Origin of the sequence: Plantibacter sp. VKM Ac-2885, assembly GCF_015351205.1 — a bacterium.
In the GTDB taxonomy this organism is placed as follows: Bacteria; Actinomycetota; Actinomycetes; order Actinomycetales; family Microbacteriaceae; genus Plantibacter; species Plantibacter auratus.
The window spans coordinates 2496787-2513464 of the sequence record NZ_JADKSK010000001.1 but is presented as its reverse complement, the minus strand read 5'-3'; the positions used below and the strand labels follow the sequence as shown (position 1 = coordinate 2513464).

The 16678-nt window shown below is 68.9% G+C and carries 15 protein-coding genes; 10 read left to right on the top strand and 5 right to left on the bottom strand.

Annotated features, from left to right (window positions below):
- Window positions 1-28 precede the first annotated feature (28 nt).
- The gene (locus tag ITJ66_RS11985) at window positions 29-3436 is read left to right on the top strand and encodes a pyruvate carboxylase (RefSeq protein WP_137241610.1); all 3408 of its coding nucleotides are present in this window, start codon (window positions 29-31) and stop codon (window positions 3434-3436) included.
- Window positions 3437-3525: 89 nt separating this feature from the next.
- Window positions 3526-4017, top strand: coding sequence for a peptide deformylase (locus ITJ66_RS11980; RefSeq protein ID WP_064297012.1), 492 nt, complete (start codon window positions 3526-3528; stop codon window positions 4015-4017).
- Window positions 4018-4071: 54 nt separating this feature from the next.
- On the opposite strand, the gene ITJ66_RS11975 is transcribed toward ITJ66_RS11980, so the two are convergent.
- The gene (locus ITJ66_RS11975; protein WP_137241611.1) at window positions 4072-5901 is read right to left on the bottom strand and encodes a long-chain fatty acid--CoA ligase; all 1830 of its coding nucleotides are present in this window, start codon (window positions 5899-5901) and stop codon (window positions 4072-4074) included.
- Between the two features lie 187 nt (window positions 5902-6088).
- Here ITJ66_RS11975 and ITJ66_RS11970 point away from each other — a divergent pair, with 187 nt between their 5' ends.
- From ITJ66_RS11970 to ITJ66_RS11960, 3 genes are all read left to right on the top strand, one after another.
- Window positions 6089-7042, top strand: coding sequence for an ROK family glucokinase (locus ITJ66_RS11970; RefSeq protein WP_064297010.1), 954 nt, complete (start codon window positions 6089-6091; stop codon window positions 7040-7042).
- Window positions 7043-7068: 26 nt separating this feature from the next.
- Window positions 7069-7752: a 1-acyl-sn-glycerol-3-phosphate acyltransferase gene (locus ITJ66_RS11965; protein ID WP_064297009.1), complete on the top strand. Its 684-nt coding sequence runs from the start codon at window positions 7069-7071 to the stop codon at window positions 7750-7752.
- Between the two features lie 119 nt (window positions 7753-7871).
- Window positions 7872-9218 carry a class II 3-deoxy-7-phosphoheptulonate synthase gene (locus ITJ66_RS11960; RefSeq protein WP_056005400.1) on the top strand — a complete coding sequence of 449 codons (1347 nt, stop codon included), beginning with the start codon at window positions 7872-7874 and terminating at the stop codon, window positions 9216-9218.
- Window positions 9219-9278: 60 nt separating this feature from the next.
- Here ITJ66_RS11960 and ITJ66_RS11955 read toward each other — a convergent pair whose 3' ends face one another.
- The 3 genes from ITJ66_RS11955 to pknB all read right to left on the bottom strand — a co-directional run bounded on the left by ITJ66_RS11955 (window position 9279) and on the right by pknB (window position 12160).
- On the bottom strand, window positions 9279-9680 hold the full coding sequence (locus ITJ66_RS11955) for a VOC family protein (protein ID WP_137241612.1): 402 nt from the start codon (window positions 9678-9680) through the stop codon (window positions 9279-9281).
- 10 nt (window positions 9681-9690) lie between these two features.
- Window positions 9691-10149 carry a helix-turn-helix transcriptional regulator gene (locus tag ITJ66_RS11950; RefSeq protein WP_137241613.1) on the bottom strand — a complete coding sequence of 153 codons (459 nt, stop codon included), beginning with the start codon at window positions 10147-10149 and terminating at the stop codon, window positions 9691-9693.
- Between the two features lie 64 nt (window positions 10150-10213).
- Complete coding sequence (pknB, locus tag ITJ66_RS11945) at window positions 10214-12160, bottom strand: Stk1 family PASTA domain-containing Ser/Thr kinase (protein ID WP_370582631.1); 1947 nt, start codon at window positions 12158-12160, stop codon at window positions 10214-10216.
- 130 nt (window positions 12161-12290) lie between these two features.
- Here pknB and ITJ66_RS11940 point away from each other — a divergent pair, with 130 nt between their 5' ends.
- Window positions 12291-12632: an Rv2175c family DNA-binding protein gene (locus tag ITJ66_RS11940; RefSeq protein WP_086473210.1), complete on the top strand. Its 342-nt coding sequence runs from the start codon at window positions 12291-12293 to the stop codon at window positions 12630-12632.
- A 25-nt stretch (window positions 12633-12657) separates the two neighbouring features.
- Here ITJ66_RS11940 and ITJ66_RS11935 read toward each other — a convergent pair whose 3' ends face one another.
- Window positions 12658-13758 (bottom strand): polyprenyl synthetase family protein, encoded by a 1101-nt coding sequence (locus ITJ66_RS11935; protein ID WP_064297005.1) that lies wholly within the window; start codon window positions 13756-13758, stop codon window positions 12658-12660.
- A gap of 75 nt (window positions 13759-13833) precedes the next feature.
- Between ITJ66_RS11935 and ITJ66_RS11930 the strand changes: the two genes are divergently transcribed.
- The 4 genes from ITJ66_RS11930 to ITJ66_RS11915 all read left to right on the top strand — a co-directional run bounded on the left by ITJ66_RS11930 (window position 13834) and on the right by ITJ66_RS11915 (window position 16637).
- Window positions 13834-14208: a DUF3040 domain-containing protein gene (locus tag ITJ66_RS11930; RefSeq protein ID WP_064297004.1), complete on the top strand. Its 375-nt coding sequence runs from the start codon at window positions 13834-13836 to the stop codon at window positions 14206-14208.
- Between the two features lie 314 nt (window positions 14209-14522).
- Window positions 14523-14954 carry a division/cell wall cluster transcriptional repressor MraZ gene (mraZ, locus tag ITJ66_RS11925; RefSeq protein ID WP_064297003.1) on the top strand — a complete coding sequence of 144 codons (432 nt, stop codon included), beginning with the start codon at window positions 14523-14525 and terminating at the stop codon, window positions 14952-14954.
- Window positions 14955-15093: 139 nt separating this feature from the next.
- On the top strand, window positions 15094-16047 hold the full coding sequence (gene rsmH / locus ITJ66_RS11920) for a 16S rRNA (cytosine(1402)-N(4))-methyltransferase RsmH (protein ID WP_194644658.1): 954 nt from the start codon (window positions 15094-15096) through the stop codon (window positions 16045-16047).
- A complete protein-coding gene (locus ITJ66_RS11915) occupies window positions 16044-16637 on the top strand; it encodes a hypothetical protein (RefSeq protein WP_064297001.1) in 594 nt (197 codons plus the stop codon). The genes rsmH and ITJ66_RS11915 overlap by 4 nt, the downstream gene beginning before the upstream one ends.
- Window positions 16638-16678 lie beyond the last annotated feature (41 nt).

Below are 16678 nucleotides of genomic sequence, written 5' to 3'. Positions count from 1 at the left end.
CTGAGTTGGCTGTTGTGGGAAGGGTTCCATGTTCAGGAAGATTCTTGTCGCCAATCGCGGAGAGATCGCCATCCGGGCGTTCCGTGCCGCGTACGAGCTGGGGGCGAAGACGGTTGCGGTGTTCCCCTATGAGGACCGCAACTCGATGCATCGGCTGAAGGCCGATGAGGCTTACCAGATCGGCACGGAGGGTCATCCGGTGCGCGCCTACCTCGACGTCTCGGAGATCATCCGCGTCGCGAAGGAGTCGGGCGCCGACGCGATCTACCCCGGGTACGGCTTCCTCTCCGAGAATCCGGAGCTGGCCGAGGCCGCCCGAGCAGCCGGCATCACCTTCATCGGTCCGCCGTCCTCCGTCCTGGAGATGGCCGGCAACAAGGTGACCGCCAAGGAGCACGCCATCGCGGCCGGGGTCCCGGTCCTGAAGTCCACGCCGGCCAGCCGCGACATCGAAGAGCTGCTCGCCGGTGCCGCCGACATCGGGTTCCCGATCTTCGCGAAGGCGGTCGCCGGCGGCGGCGGCCGTGGCATGCGCCGCGTCGACAACGCCGAGGACCTCCGTGGCGCTCTCGAGGCCGCCATGCGCGAGGCGGACAGCGCCTTCGGCGACCCGACGATGTTCCTCGAGCAGGCCGTCGTCCGCCCGCGGCACATCGAGGTCCAGATCCTGGCGAGCGCCGACGGCGAGACCATCCACCTCTTCGAGCGCGACTGCTCGGTGCAGCGCCGGCACCAGAAGGTCGTCGAGATCGCGCCGGCCCCGAATCTCGACGAGGACACCCGTCAGGCGATGTACCGCGACGCCATCGCGTTCGCCAAGTCGATCGGCTACGTCAACGCCGGGACGGTCGAGTTCCTGCTCGACACCGCGGGGGAGCGGGCCGGTCAGCACGTGTTCATCGAGATGAACCCGCGCATCCAGGTCGAGCACACCGTGACCGAGGAGGTCACGGACGTCGACCTCGTCCAGTCGCAGATGCGCATCGCCGCCGGCGAGTCGCTCGGCGACCTCGGCCTCACGCAGGAGTCCCTGCACCTCCGCGGCTTCGCGCTCCAGTGCCGCATCACCACCGAGGACCCCACGGCGGGCTTCCGTCCCGACACCGGGAAGATCACGACCTACCGCTCTCCGGGCGGCGGCGGCATCCGACTCGACGGCGGCACGGTCGCCTCCGGTGCACAGATCAGCCCCCACTTCGACTCGATGCTCGCGAAGCTCACCTGCCGTGGGCGCACATTCGAGGCGGCCGTCACGCGCGCCAAGCGCGCCCTCGCCGAGTTCCGCATCCGCGGCGTCTCCACGAACATCCCCTTCCTGCAGGCGGTCCTCGAAGACGCCTCGTTCGTGGCCGGCGACCTCAGCACCTCCTTCATCGACGAGCGTCCGCAGCTCCTGCGCGGGCACGTCTCGAAGGACCGCGGGACGAAGATCGTCAACTGGCTCGCCGACGTCACGGTCAACCAGCCCAACGGGTCGCGTCCGTCCGGCGCGGACCCGGTCGACAAGCTGCCCGCGATCGACATCACGACCGACGCCCCGGCCGGCTCGCGTCAGCGACTGCTCGAGCTCGGCCCGAAGGGCTTCGCTGACGCCCTCCGCGCTCAGACCGCCCTCGCCGTGACCGAGACCACCTTCCGCGACGCCCACCAGTCGCTCCTGGCCACGCGCGTCCGGACGAAGGACCTCCTCGCGGTCGCACCGTTCGTCTCCCGGCTCACCCCCGAACTGCTGTCCGTCGAGGCCTGGGGTGGCGCGACGTACGACGTGGCCCTCCGCTTCCTCGGTGAGGAGCCGTGGGAGCGACTGGCCTCGCTGCGTCAGGCGATGCCGAACATCGCGATCCAGATGCTGCTGCGCGGCCGGAACACCGTCGGCTACACGCCCTATCCCACGGAGGTGACGAACGCCTTCGTGCGGGAGGCCGCCGACACCGGGATCGACATCTTCCGGATCTTCGACGCCCTCAACGACGTGTCGCAGATGCGCCCGGCCATCGACGCGGTCCTGGAGACGGGGACGACCGTCGCGGAGGTCGCCGTCTGCTACACCGGTGACCTGCTGAACCCGGCCGAGGACCTCTACACCCTCGACTACTACCTCCGTCTCGCCGAGAAGATCGTCGAGTCCGGTGCCCACGTGCTCGCCATCAAGGACATGGCGGGGCTCCTCCGTCCGTCCGCGGCGGCCAAGCTCGTCGCGGCGTTCCGCGAGCGGTTCGACCTGCCGGTCCACGTGCACACGCACGACACCCCCGGTGGACAGCTGGCGACCCTCCTCGCGGCGAGCAACGCGGGCGCCGACGCCGTCGACGTCGCGAGCGCGCCGATGGCCGGCACGACGAGTCAGCCGTCCGCGTCCTCGCTGGTCGCCGCGCTGGCCCACACCGAGCGCGACACCGGCATCTCCCTGCAGGGGATCGCCGACCTCGAGCCCTACTGGGAGGCCGTCCGCGCGATGTACCGGCCGTTCGAGTCAGGACTCGCGGGCCCGACCGGTCGCGTGTACACGCACGAGATCCCGGGCGGTCAGCTGTCGAACCTCCGCCAGCAGGCGATCGCCCTGGGGCTCGCGGACCACTTCGAGCTCATCGAGGACATGTACGCGGCCTCCAACAAGATCCTCGGTCGGGTGCCCAAGGTGACCCCGTCGAGCAAGGTCGTCGGCGACCTCGCGCTCCACCTCGCCGCCGTCAAGGCGGATCCGGCCGACTTCGAGGCCAACCCCGACAAGTACGACGTCCCGGACTCCGTCGTGGGGTTCATGGCGGGCGAACTCGGGGAGCTCCCGGGCGGATGGCCTGAGCCGTTCCGCTCGAAGGTCCTCGCCGGTCGTTCCGTCGACATCGGGATCACGCCGATCTCCGCTGAAGACCAGGCCTCGCTCGACGGCGAGTCCGCCGAGCGCCGGTCGACCCTCAACCGGCTGTTGTTCCCGGCGCCGACCAAGCAGTTCGAGCAGCAGCGCGACCTGTACGGCGACCTCTCCGTCGTCGACACCGCCGACTACCTGTACGGCCTCGAGCCGGGCATGGAGCACGTCGTCGAGATCGACAAGGGCGTCCGGCTGTTCGTCGGGCTCGAAGCGATCGGCGCGGCCGACGAGAAGGGCATGCGCACCGTCATGGCGACCCTCAACGGGCAGTTGCGTCCGGTGTTCGTCCGCGACCGCAGCATCGAGGTCGACTCCCGCGCTGCAGAGAAGGCCGACACCTCCGTCCCCGGCCAGGTGGCCGCGCCGTTCTCCGGCGTCGTGACCGTGAAGGTCGCCGTCGGCGACCGCGTCGAGGCGGGCCAGCCGGTCGCCTCGATCGAGGCCATGAAGATGGAGGCGGCGATCACGACCGCCGTCGCCGGCGTCGTCGAGCGCCTCGCGATCCCGGCGACCCAGCAGGTCGAGGCGGGCGACCTGCTCGTCGTCGTGAAGCCGAGCGCCTGACCCTCCCGAGACCGGCCGCGTCCCTCCTCGAGGCGACGCGGCCGGTCTCCGCGTCCACCACACCTGTCCCGCCCGGAAGGATCCAACCCGTGACGACACGACCCATCAGACACTTCGGCGACCCGGTCCTGAAGGCTCCGACGGCCGAGGTCGTCACGATCGACGACGACATCCGCAGCCTCGTCCGCGATCTCGTGGACAGCGTGGAGCTCCCCGGTCGTGCCGGCGTCGCCGCGACGCAGATCGGCGTCGGGCTCCGCGTGTTCAGCTACAACGTCGACGGCGTCATCGGGTATCTCATCAACCCGAAGCTCGTCGAGGTGCGCGGTGAACTCGAGGAGATCGGCGAGGGCTGCCTGTCGGTGCCCGGGCTCTGGTTCCCGACGCCGCGCCATCCCTACGCGCGTGCCGTCGGCATCGACCTCGACGGGCAGGAGCTCGTCGTCGAGGGTGAAGGACTCCTCGCCCAAGCCCTGCAGCACGAGACCGACCACCTCGACGGCATGCTCTACCTCGACCGACTGTCGAAGGAGCACCGCCGCGAGGCGATGAAGCAGGTCCGCGAGAGCGACTGGTTCTAGACGCCGGTCGACGGGCCCGGCGGTCGTCGATCGACCGCCGAGCCCGTCGAGGCGCTACTTCAGGGACATCCCCTGGGTCTCGGGCGAACCCGCTCCGAGGTACATGCCCTCGATCGTCTCTGCGAAGTCCTTGAGGATCACGTTCCGCTTGATGCTGAGCTTCGGCGTGAGGTGACCGCTCGCCTCGGTGAGCTCGTCGTCGAGGATGACGAACTTGCGGATCGACTCCGCGCGGGACACCTTGGTGTTGGCCTCGTCGATGGCGCGCTGGACGGCGGCGAGCACTGCGGGGTTCCGAGCAGCCTCGGCGGCGCTCATCGACGCGTCCTGGCCGTTGTTGGCGAGCCATGACGGCAGCATCTCGGTGTCGAGCGTGATGAGGGCGCTGATGAACGGCTTCTGATCGCCGACGACGACGACCTGCCCGACGACCGGGGTCGCGCGGATCGGGTCCTCGAGCGCCGCCGGGGCGACGTTCTTGCCGCCCGCGGTGACGATGATCTCCTTCTTCCGCCCGGTGATCGTGAGGAAGCCGTCAGAGTCGAAGGAGCCGATGTCGCCGGTGCGGAACCAGCCGTCGTCGAAGGCCTCCGCCGTCGCCTCGGGGTTCTGCCAGTACTCCTTGAAGACATTGATCCCGCGCACCTCGACCTCGCCGTCGTCGGCGATGCGGAGGGAGACGCCGGGGAGCGCCGGTCCGACCGTCCCGATCTTCGACTTCTGGGCGAGGTTGACCGTCGCGGGCGCGGTTGTCTCGGTGAGGCCGTAGCCCTCGAGGATCACGATGCCGAGCGCGTGGAAGAAGTGACCGAGTCGCGGACCGAGGGGAGCGCTCCCGGAGACCGCGTACCGCACCCGGCCGCCCATGGCCGTGCGGATCTTCGACAGCACGAGGCGGTCGAGGACCCGGAACTTCACCTTCAGGCCGAACGGCACGGAACCGCTCTCGAGGGCCTTCGAGTAGGCGATCCCGGTCTCGGCGGCTGCACGGAAGATCTTGCCCTTGCCGCCGGCCTCCGCCTTCTGCTCGGAGGAGTTGTAGACCTTCTCGAAGACCCGGGGGACCGCGAGGAGGAACGTCGGCTTGAAGGTGCCGAGCGAGGGGAGCAGCTGCTTCGTGTCGGGCTGGTGGCCCGTCTTCACGCCGGAGTGCACGCACAGCACGGCGATGAAGCGCGCGAAGATGTGCGCCGTCGTGATGAAGAGGAGGGTGGAGGCACCGGGAGCGGACACGACGTCCTTGAGCGCGACGGCCGAGTTCCGTGACAGCTCGACGAAGTTCGAGTGGGTGAGGACGCACCCCTTCGGCCGACCGGTCGAGCCGGAGGTGTAGATGAGGGTCGCCATGTCGGAACCCACCGCCAGGTTGCGGCGGCGTTCGATCTCCTCGTCGGGGACGTCGACGCCGCCGGCCGCGATCTTGTCGAGGTCACCGAGGTCGATCTGCCAGACCCGTGCCACATCGGGGAGGTCACCGTGCACCTCGTCGAAGCGGGCGAACTGGTCGGGTGTCTCGACCAGCACGCTCGTCGCTCCGGAGTCGCTGAGGATCCACTGCACCTGGCTCGGCGAGCTGGTCTCGTAGATCGGGACGAGGAGTGCTCCGGCGAACCAGACGGCGAAGTCGATGAGGGTCCACTCGTACCGGGTCTTGCACATGAGCCCGATCTTGTCGCCGGGTTCGATCCCCGCGGCGACGAGGCCCTTCGCCAGGGCGACGACCTGCGCATGGAACTCGGCGGTGGTCACGTCCACCCACTCCGACCCGCGGGGAACGGCGAACAGCGCGGCGTCGGGCGCAGCAGCCAGGCGCTTCACGAGCAGATCGGTCGCATTGGCGGATGGGTCTGCTGCGACGACTGCAGGGACGTCGAACTGTTCCACGGCAACTCCTTCGGTACCAGGTCGGCAAGATGTTGCTCCATCCTAGAGCACGTGTCTTTGCGCGGTTTCTGTGGCGCGCACACGCTCAGTAGACTCGACTGCGGCGCGCGGGCGACCGACTCGACTGACGGTCGGTCACACGCCGCTGCCGGTATCGGCGACATCAGGACAGGGAGACGGCACCGTTATGGCAAACGCGATCGGCATCGACATCGGCGGGACGAAGATCGCGGGCGGGGTCGTCGACGACGACGGCCGGATCCTCGCGGCCGGGCGCACGCCGACGCAGGCCTCCGATCCCGACGCCATCATCGACGACGTCGTCGCCATGGTCCGATCCTTGGACGACGGCAGCATCTCGAGCGTGGGCGTCGCAGCGCCGGGGTTCTTCGACGCCACGCGCTCGACCGTCTACTACTCGCCGAACATCGCCTGGCGGAACGAGCCCCTGCAGGCCCGGCTGGCCGCGCGGTTGCCCGACAAGGTCGTGACGATCGAGAACGACGCGAACGCCGCGGGTTGGGCCGAGTTCCGGTTCGGTGCGGGGCGCGAGGAACGCAGCATGGTCATGGTGACGATCGGCACGGGTGTCGGCGGAGCGATCGTCCTCGACGACCGGCTCCTCACCGGTGGCTTCGGCAGCGGTGCGGAACTGGGACACATGCGCCTCATCCCGGACGGTCTGCCCTGCGGCTGCGGCGCGCGTGGCTGCGTCGAGCAGTACTGCTCGGGGAACGCGTTGCTCCGACTCGCGAACGAGGCAGCGGACGCCGGTGGCGACGGTGCCGCCCTCGCCCGAGCCCGTGCCGCGGCCGGCGGGCTGCTGAACGGACACCACGTCTCCGCCCTGCTCGAGTCCGGCGATCCCGGCGCCCTCCGGTGCCTCAATGAGCTCGCCGATCTGCTGGGGCAGGCCCTCGCGAGCATGTCGGCCATCCTCGACCCCAACATCTTCGTGATCGGCGGCGGCGTCGCCCAGGCCGGCGACCTCCTCCTGGACCCCGTTCGTGAGGCGTTCCTGACGCACCTCCCGGCGCGCGGGTTCCACCCGGAGCCGTCCTTCAGCATCGCGCAGCTCGTGAACGACGCCGGTGTCATCGGCGCCGGCGATCTCGCCAGGAGCGCCCTCGTCCTCGGCTGACGACGACGGCAAGACGGAGGAGCACGATGTTCTACTGGTTCATGAAGTACCTGGTCGCCGGACCGATCCTCAAGTCGATCTTCCGGCCGTGGGTGATCGGCGCCGAGAACATCCCGGAGCACGGCGGCGCGATCATCGCCAGCAACCACCTGTCCTTCATCGACTCGGTGATCCTCCCGTTGTGCGTCGATCGGCGGATCTCCTTCCTGGCCAAGAGCGAGTACTTCCGCGGCAAGGGATTCGGTGGCTGGGCCACGAAGACCTTCATGCTCGGCACGGGGCAGCTCCCGATCGACCGGTCGGGCGGCAAGGCCTCCGAGGCCTCGCTCAACACCGGGCTCGCGGTCCTCGGTGGCGGTCACCTGCTGGGGATCTATCCGGAGGGCACCCGCAGTCCCGACGGGACGATGTACCGCGGCCGCACCGGCGTCGCGCGGATGGTGCTCGAGGCCGGGGTCCCCATCGTCCCCGTCGCGATGATCGACACCGAGAAGGTCATGCCCATCGGCACGAAGCTGCCCCGGATCCGCCGGATCGGGATCGTCATCGGCAAGCCGCTCGACTTCTCGCGGTTCGAGGGCATGGAGGGCGACCGCTTCATCCTCCGCAGCGTCACGGACGAGTTGATGGTCGAACTCCGCAAGCTCTCGGGCCAGGACTATCGCGACGTCTACGCCACGAGCGTCAAGGAGCGCGCCGCGTCGGCGTGACGCTAAGCTGAAAAACCGGGCCGCGATCGCGGTCCGTTCCCCCTTCCGGGCGGGCTCCGGAGCGCGTCCGGTCGAAGAGAAACAGGAAATCCGTGTCCCACGCTACAGAACCAGTCGTCATGGCCGAACCCTCGGTGATCGCCGGACTGGACTATTGGCGTGAGCTGCCGATCAAGCAGCAGCCGTCATGGCCGGACCAGGCCGCGGTGGCGCGTGCCTCCGCCGAACTCGCGACGCTCCCTCCGCTGGTCTTCGCCGGCGAGGTCGACATCCTGCGCGACCGGTTGGCTCGGGCGGCGAGCGGCAACGCGTTCCTGCTCCAGGGCGGCGACTGCGCCGAGACCTTCGCCGGTGCGACGGCCGAGCAGATCCGCAACCGCGTGAAGACGGTCCTGCAGATGGCCGTCGTGCTGACCTACGGTGCGTCGATGCCGGTCGTCAAGATGGGCCGGATGGCCGGGCAGTTCGCCAAGCCGCGCTCCAACGACTCCGAGACGCGGGGCGACGTCACCCTGCCCGCGTACCGCGGCGACATCGTCAACGGCTACGACTTCACCCCGGAGTCGCGCACGGCCGACCCCGCTCGGCTCGTCAAGGGGTACCACACCTCCGCATCGACGCTGAACCTCATCCGGGCGTTCACCCAGGGCGGGTTCGCCGACCTCCGTGAGGTCCACAGTTGGAACAAGGGGTTCGCCGCCAACCCGGTGAACCACCGATACGAGGGACTGGCGCGCGACATCGATCGTGCGATCAAGTTCATGGAGGCGGCCGGAGCCGACTTCGACCAGCTGCGCGGTGTCGAGTTCTACTCGAGCCACGAGGCGCTGCTCATGGACTACGAGCGACCGATGACGCGGATCGACTCGCGGACCGGCACACCGTACAACACCTCCGCCCACTTCGTGTGGATCGGGGAGCGGACCCGCGAGCTCGACGGCGCGCACGTCGACTTCCTGTCGCGCGTCCGCAACCCGATCGGCGTGAAGCTCGGCCCCACCACCTCGGCCGACGACATGCTGCGTCTCATCGACAAGCTCGACCCCGAGCGCGAGCCCGGGCGCCTCACGTTCATCACGCGGATGGGTGCGGGCAAGATCAGGGACGCCCTGCCTCCGCTGCTCGAAGCGATCAAGGGTGCCGACGCGACGCCGCTCTGGGTCACCGATCCGATGCACGGCAACGGACTCACGACGCCCACCGGCTACAAGACGCGTCGCTTCGACGACGTCGTGGACGAGGTCAAGGGGTTCTTCGAAGCCCACCGCGCCGCAGGGACGCACCCCGGCGGCATCCACGTCGAGCTCACCGGCGACGACGTCACCGAGTGCCTGGGCGGCTCCGAGCAGATCGACGAGGCCACCCTGGCGACGCGGTACGAGTCGCTGTGCGATCCTCGCCTCAACCACATGCAGTCGCTGGAGCTCGCCTTCCTCGTGGCGGAGGAGCTCGCCGCCGCGAAGTAAGTCTCACACGACGAAGCGCCCATGCCGGGTTCGGCATGGGCGCTTCGTCGTCCGCGACACCTACGCCTGGGAGATCCTGACCAGGTTGCCCGACGGGTCGCGGAACGCGCAGTCGCGCGCGCCCCAGCCCATCTCCTTCGGTTCCTGGAGCACGTCTGCGCCGGACGCGCGGACCCGTTCGAACGTGGCGTCGAGGTCGTCGGCTCGGAAGACGAGCATCGGCAGCACCCCCTTCGTGAGGAGGGCCTGCAGCGCGTCCCCGTCAGCCTGCGAACGACCCGCGTGCGGTTCGGAGACGACGATGTCGAGGCCGGGCTGCGCGTCGCTGCCGAGCGTCACCCACCGGAAGCCGCCGTTGGCGACGTCGTTCCGGACCTCGAGTCCGAGTGCGTCGGCGTAGAAGGCGATGGCCTCGTCCACGTCGTTCACCGTGATGTTGCAGTACTGGAGTGAGATCGTCATGACGACGACGTTACGCCGGGCGCTGGAGGCCCGCTTCTCCGATCCTGCTCGATCCACTCGGACCGGACACCCGGCGATGGGCAGGCCTCGTGGTCGTCTTGGCGACGCAGTCCGGCATCGCGTCGACCGCATGATGTTCGCGCCGACGGTACGCGCTCGGCGTCTCGCCCGTGATGGCGGTGAAGGCCGAGCTGAACGATCCGAGCGAGGTGGCCCCGACGGCAAGAGCGGCGTCCGTCACCGAGCTCCCCGCCCGGAGGAGCGCCATCGCCCGTTCGATCCGACGGGTCATGAGGTGGCCGTACGGCGTCTCGCCGTAGACCGCACGGAACCGCCTCGCGAAATGCGACGGCGACATGTGCGCCGTCGATGCCATCAGCGGCACGTCGAGCGGTTCGGCGTAGTCGCGGTCGATCAGGTCGCGCGCCCGTCGGAGGCAGGCGAGTTCGGCGAGGTCCTCCGGGCTCATGCGGCGAGCGTAGCAGGACGGCGGCGGCTCGTTCCGACGAGCGGACGAGCGCCGTCCGACCGGGTCACAGACCGAAGTCGGTGATGTTGACGGTCGAGCCCTTCTTGACGGACTTGCCCGCCGGGGGATCGGTCTTCTTCACCTTGAAGATGCCGCGGAACGCCTCCTGCACGGCGATGTCGCCCACGGTGAAGCCAGCGTTCTGCAGCGTCTCGATGGCATCGTTGATCGTCTGACCCGTGGTGTCGGGGACGGCGACCAACTCGACGCCCTTGGACACGATCAGCGTCACGTCGTCGCCCGGGATGAACGCCGTCTCGTTCCCGTCCGCATCGGTCTTGGCCTGGATGCCGATGACCTGCCCCGCGGGGATCGTGTCGTCGAACGCCTCGTCCGAGGTGCCCACACCCAGCCCGACGGATTCGAGGGCGTCGCGCGCCTGGTCCGGTGTCATCCCGGAGACCGAGGGCACCTGTCCGGCCGACACGAGCAACGTCACCGTGGAGCCTTGGAAGGACGGCCCGCCCTGGCTGTAGTCGGCTCCCGAGGTCGCGTCGGTCGCCGCGAGCACGATGTCCTTCGCGATGCTCGGGTCGAACTGCTGGTTCACGGTGCCGACGGCGACGCCGAGCGCGTCCAACTGCTGTTCGGCGTCGGACTGTGCGAGCCCGGCGAGGACCGGGATGTCCACCGGCTGCGGTCCCTGGGAGACGAGGACCGTGACGGAGCTGCCCTTGTCGATCTTCGACCCGGACGGCGGATCGCTGCCGGCGACCGTGCCGGCCGGGACGGTGAGGCTGAACGTCGCGCCTTCGACGGGCACGAAGCCCAGCTCCACGAGTTTGGCGGACGCCTGGTCGAAACTCCCGTCGGCGACGTTCGGGACCTCGACGAGCGAGCCGGGGCCCTGGCCGAAGTACCATCCGGTCCCACCGGCGAGCGCGGCGAGCATGAGGACGATCGTGAACAGCGCGACGCCCACGCGGCTGCGCTTGCGCGCCTTCGTGGCGAGCTTGCCCGGACCGTCCGTCGCGTCGGCGCGCACCGGGACCTGCTGCGGTTTGGTGTTGCGGCCGATGACCTGGGTGACGTCGTCGGCGTGCTCGCTCGAGTAGGAGGCCGGCATGACGATCGTGGGTTGCGCCCCGGTGGCGACCGAGGTGAACCCGAGACTGGACTCGATGGACCGCAGGCGCTCGAGCATCTCGCCGGCGTTCGACGGACGATCGTCCGGTTCGCGCTCGGTGGCCCAGAAGACGAGGTCGTCGAGTTCCTTCGGGACGGCGGGGTTCTTGGCGCTCGGTGCGGGGACCGATTCGTTGGCGTGCTGGTAGGCGATCTGCATCGGCTGCTCGCCCTTGTAGGGCTGCTCGCCGGTGAGCATCTCGTAGAGCATGATCCCGAGCGCGTAGATGTCGCTCCGCGCGTCGGCCTGTCCACGGGTGACGAGTTCGGGGGAGAGGTAGGCGATCGTGCCGAGGAGCGCTTGGCCGGTGGCCGTGTTCGCGCTCGCGGCTCTCGCGAGGCCGAAGTCGCCGATCTTGATTCGTCCGTCGTCGGCGAGGAGGACGTTCTCCGGCTTGACGTCGCGGTGGACGATGCCGGCGCGGTGCGCGGCGGCGAGTCCGGACAGCACGGCGTCGAGGATGTCGGCGGCCTGCCGAGGGGTCAGCGTGCCGTTGTCGCGGATGAGGTCGCGGAGGGTGATCCCCGGCAGGTGCTCCATGACGAGGTACGCCATGTCGGAGTCCTGGCCCTGGTCGAACACGCTGACGACGTGCGGGTTCGCGAGCCGCGCGGCGGAGCGCGCCTCCTGGATGAAGCGGTTCTTGAACGTCGTGTCGTCCGAGAGGTGGCCGTGCATGACCTTGATCGCGACGCGCCGTTCCAGCCGGAGGTCCGTGGCGAGGTAGACCGTCGCCATGCCGCCACGGGCGATGCGTGAGCGCACCTGATATCTCCCGTCGAGGAGACGGCCGATCATCGGATCGGTCTGCTGGTTGCTACTCACCAGTCGAGTGTATGGAACGTCGAGCGCGAAGAGCTGTCAACACCCCGGGAGGGCGGCGAGGTGCCTGGATCGTTACCCGAACGCGATCCGACGGCGACGAGCGGAGCGCGGTCGTGGCAGACTGCTGTGCGTGACTGAGCAGAATTCCGAACTCGTGTGGTTCACCCTTCCCGATCTGGCGACCGAACTCGGGCTGCCGATCCGACGCATCCGTCAGTACCTCGAGGAGCGCGACCTCCTCGCCGTCCGGCGTGACGGCGTGCTGCAGGTGCCGTCGTCGTTCATCGCGGACGGCGGGCCGGTGCACAACCTGCGCGGCACGCTGACGCTGCTGTCCGACAACGGCTTCGACGATGAGGCCGCGATGGTGTGGATGCTCGAGGACGACGACGCGATCGGGACCTCGCCGATCGAAGCCCTCCGCGAGGGACGACGGTCCGAGGTTCGCCGGGTGGCTCAGGCGCTGGCCTGATCCCACGCCGTCCGAGCCGGACCGCTCAGGTCTCGCGGCGTGCGACCGCGACCGCGAGGCCGCGCAGGTGGGCCCGGGCGTCGTCGTTGATCGGAGCCTCGCCCAATGCGGAGAGCGCCCGTGCGACGTGGTCCTGGATGAGCTTCTCCACCTGGTCGACGGCTCCGCTGTCGCGGATGGTCGCCTGGAGCAGGCCGATCTGGTCGTCGTCGAGTTCGGGATCCCCGAGCAGTTCGTCGAGGATGGCGCGCGCGCCCGGCTGGAGGGCCTCCCGCGTGAGCGCGATGAGGATGGTGCGCTTCCCCTCGCGGAGGTCGTCGCCACTCGGTTTCCCGGTGACGGCGGGATCGCCGTAGACGCCGAGGAGGTCGTCGCGCAGCTGGAAGGCGATGCCGAGGGGGAGGCCGTACCCGCGGAGCGACGCGAGCTGCTGCTCGTTCCCGCCACCGAGGAGCGCTCCGAGTGCGAGCGGCGACTCGATGCTGTACTTGGCGGATTTGAAGATCAGGACGCGCTCGGCGCGGCGACGCTGTTCGTCGTCGGCGGCGTCGCGCCAGGCGCGCTCCTCGAGGATGTCGAGGTACTGGCCGGCCGTGACCTCGGTCCGCATGCGGTTGAACTCGGCCCGCGCTGCGCGAGCGGCGGTGCGGTCGTCCAGCTGGTCGAGTCCGTCGTCGAGGAGTTCGTCGCTCCAGCCGAGGAGCAGGTCACCGAGGAGCGTGGCGGCTCCGGTGCCGAAGGTGGTCGGGTCGCCGTCCCATCGGCTGCGACGGTGCAACTCCGCGAAGGAGACGTGAGCCGACGGTGCACCCCGGCGGGTGTCGGAGTTGTCGATGATGTCGTCGTGGACGAGCGCTGCGGCGTGGAACAGCTCGAGTGCTCCGCAGGTCGCGATGACGGTCTCGAGGCCGCCCTGACCACTGGCGTGCCTCCCGGTGGAGACGGCCTGCCAGCCCCGGAAACAGAACTGTGCTCGGAACCGCTTCCCACCGCTGAGAAATTCCCGGGAGAAGTCGAGGAACGGGGAGAGCTCCGGGCCGATCTGCGCGACAATGGAGCTTCGCGAGGAGAGAAAGTCGGAGAGCCCGCGGCCCACCAGGGTGGCGAGTTCATTGCTTTCGATCACGCACCTAGCCTAGTCATGCTTCGGTGGCTAGACTCGATCAACAACGTCGCGTCGTGTGACCTTGAGGGGAATCAGATGCCACTTTCAGAGCAGGAGCAACGGCTCCTCGATGAGATGGAACGCCACCTCTACCGCAGCGATGCCGATTTCGTCTCCAAGGTCAGCGCTGGCGCGGGCAAACCGAGTTACCGCGGAATCGCGCTCGGCTCCCTCATCGCGGTGGTCGGGGCGATCGGCCTCGTGCTCGGAGTCGTGATCCAGCAGCCCATCGTCGGTCTGCTCGGGTTCGCGATCATGCTCACGGGCGTGCTCGTGGCGACCAAGCCGACCCGGGCTCCACTCGAACAGCCGCGTCCTCGTCAGGCTGCTCCGGCCGGCCAGAAGTCCTCGCGTCTGATGGACCGCTTCAACGACCGCTGGGACAAGCGTCAGTCGGGCGACGAGCGGTAACGATGCCAGGTCTCCCGGTCGCTCCGCGGCCGGCCACTTGACTCCACTTCCCTCCCTCGCGGCGCCGCCGCACCACGACTCCAAACGGGGCCGATCTTCGGATCGGCCCCGTTTCGTCGTTCCAGGCCCTCCCTGCTCGTCCCGGGTATGGCAAAACCCCTCCATTTCCCTCCACCCCGCAGAGTCTTGACTTTGCGGGGTTTTTTCATGGACAAATGGTCCGATGTGGAGGAATGTGCTGCATTGGTGGGGCAAAGTGGAGTAAAGTGGAGCCCAACCAAGATGTTGGCCAGAACGATTGGGGGCGGGGGCGTATGTTCCTCGGTAGTCACGCCCCCAAACTCGACGAAAAAGGCCGCATCATCCTGCCGGCGAAGTTCCGCGATGAGCTCTCCGGCGGGGTCGTCATGACCCGAGGCCAGGAGCACTGCATCTACGTCTTCAGCACGCGGGAGTTCGAGGCGCTCCACGAGAAGATCCGCCAGGCTCCGGTCACCAGCAAGCAGGCCCGCGACTACCTGCGCGTGTTCCTCTCCGGAGCGAGTGCCGAGACCCCCGACAAGCAGCACCGCGTGACCATTCCGTCCAACCTCCGCCAGTACGCCGGGCTCAGCCGCGACCTCGTGGTCATCGGCGCCGGCAGCCGCGCGGAGATCTGGGACGCCGAGGCATGGGAGTCCTACCTCGCCGAACAGGAGAGCGTCTTCTCCGAGACCGCCGAGGAGGTGATCCCCGGACTCTTCTAGTGCCCTGCCCCCTGACTCCCAGCCGTCCCGCCCTGACACACTTCCCCGGTGCCAGGTCGGAGCCCGCCCTGACACACTTCCCCGGTGCCAGGTCGGAACGGATGGGGATCAGGGGTCAGGGACCGTCCGGATTACGCATATGGCCATCAACGACATCCACACCCCGGTCCTCCTCGAGCGATGCATCGAGTTGCTCGCCCCCGCCGTGTCCCACGAGGGTGCGGTCCTCATCGACGCCACGCTCGGCATGGCGGGCCACGCCGAAGCGATGCTCGAGCGGTTCCCGCAGTTGACCCTCATCGGGCTCGACCGCGACCTCGATGCACTCGACATCGCTCAGGAGCGGCTCGAGCGCTTCGGGTCGCGAGCCCGGTTCGTCAAAGCCGTCTACGACGACATCGACGAGGCGGCCGAGGAGCTCGGGTTCCCACAGGTGGACGGGATCCTGTTCGACCTCGGTGTCTCCTCACTGCAACTCGATCGGACCGAACGCGGCTTCTCGTACTCGCAGGACGCGCCCCTCGACATGCGGATGGACGCCTCGAGCGAGCTGACGGCGGAGACGATCCTCGCCACCTACGACGAGGTCGCGCTTCGGAAGATCTTCTGGGAGTACGGCGACGAGAAGTTGGCGCAGCGCTACGCACGCCGCATCGTCGAGGAACGCCAGCAGCGACCGCTGACGAGTTCCGGTCAGCTCGTCGAGCTCATCGATCGGGCCACGCCGGCGGCCGCACGCCGCACCGGCCACCCGGCCAAGCGGGTCTTCCAGGCGCTGCGCATCGAGGTCAACGCTGAGCTGACTGTCCTCGAGTCCGCCGTGCCCCGCGCGCTCGACCTGCTTCGGGTCGGAGGACGGATCGTGTTCCTGTCCTACCAGTCGCTCGAGGACCGGATCGTCAAGCGCGAGCTTCAGGCGCGGGCGAAGTCGACCACGCCGGCGGGGCTGCCCGTCGAGCTCCCGGAGCACAGCGCGGAGCTGAAGCTCCTCGTCAAGGGCGCCGAACTCGCCACCGAGGCCGAGATCGACGAGAACCCCAGAGCGAAACCCGTGCGACTCCGCGCGGCCGAACGGCTGAGGAGGCCAGCATGAGCGGAGCGACCGCAGCACTCGATCTCGCACCCGAACGGCTCGGACGTGCTCGGCCGCAGCCGACCCGGACGGCCCCCGAACGGCAGCACATCCGTGCGGTCACGACCGGGGCGCGCTCGAAGCTCCGACCACGGCCGATGTACGCGGTCATCGTCGTCGGTGCGGTCGTCGCCATCGTCGTCGGTCAGTTGCTCCTCAGCGTCGGGTTGAGCCAGGGCGCGTACCAGATCCAGCAGCTCGAGGGGAAGCAGGTCGAACTCGGCCGCACCTCGGCCGCGCTGGCCGAGGACCTCGACCGCCTGGCCTCCCCGCAGTACCTCGCCGTGAACGCGCAGGCGCTCGGCATGGTGGGCAACTCGCTCCCGACCTACCTCCGGCTCTCCGACGGTGCTGTGCTGGGGACGCCCACGCCGGCGTCGGCGAGCACGAGTCCGATCTTCAACGCCGCCCTCGTGCCGAACGCACAGGCCGCGACGCTCCCGCTCGTCGGCGGACAGAACGCCGCCGCCGCAGACGGCGCGTCGAGCCAGGAAGCGGTCACCCCGCCCGTACCGTTGCAGGACGGGCTGCCGTCGCCGACCACACGATGACCGGACGGCTCACGGTGGAGGACGACGCCCTGCTCGGAGGT

Bases quoted from the DNA above. Each gene is read 5' to 3' on its own strand.
- ITJ66_RS11915 (WP_064297001.1), top strand. From the start codon at position 16,044: ATGAGCGGAGCGACCGCAGCACTCGATCTCGCACCCGAACGGCTCGGA.
- ITJ66_RS11960 (WP_056005400.1), top strand. From the start codon at position 7,872: ATGGCCGAACCCTCGGTGATCGCCGGACTGGACTATTGGCGTGAGCTG.
- ITJ66_RS11985 (WP_137241610.1), top strand. From the start codon at position 29: ATGTTCAGGAAGATTCTTGTCGCCAATCGCGGAGAGATCGCCATCCGG.
- rsmH (WP_194644658.1), top strand. From the start codon at position 15,094: ATGGCCATCAACGACATCCACACCCCGGTCCTCCTCGAGCGATGCATC.
- ITJ66_RS11970 (WP_064297010.1), top strand. From the start codon at position 6,089: ATGGCAAACGCGATCGGCATCGACATCGGCGGGACGAAGATCGCGGGC.
- ITJ66_RS11955 (WP_137241612.1), bottom strand. From the start codon at position 9,680: ATGACGATCTCACTCCAGTACTGCAACATCACGGTGAACGACGTGGAC.
- ITJ66_RS11950 (WP_137241613.1), bottom strand. From the start codon at position 10,149: ATGAGCCCGGAGGACCTCGCCGAACTCGCCTGCCTCCGACGGGCGCGC.
- ITJ66_RS11965 (WP_064297009.1), top strand. From the start codon at position 7,069: ATGTTCTACTGGTTCATGAAGTACCTGGTCGCCGGACCGATCCTCAAG.
- mraZ (WP_064297003.1), top strand. From the start codon at position 14,523: ATGTTCCTCGGTAGTCACGCCCCCAAACTCGACGAAAAAGGCCGCATC.
- ITJ66_RS11930 (WP_064297004.1), top strand. From the start codon at position 13,834: ATGCCACTTTCAGAGCAGGAGCAACGGCTCCTCGATGAGATGGAACGC.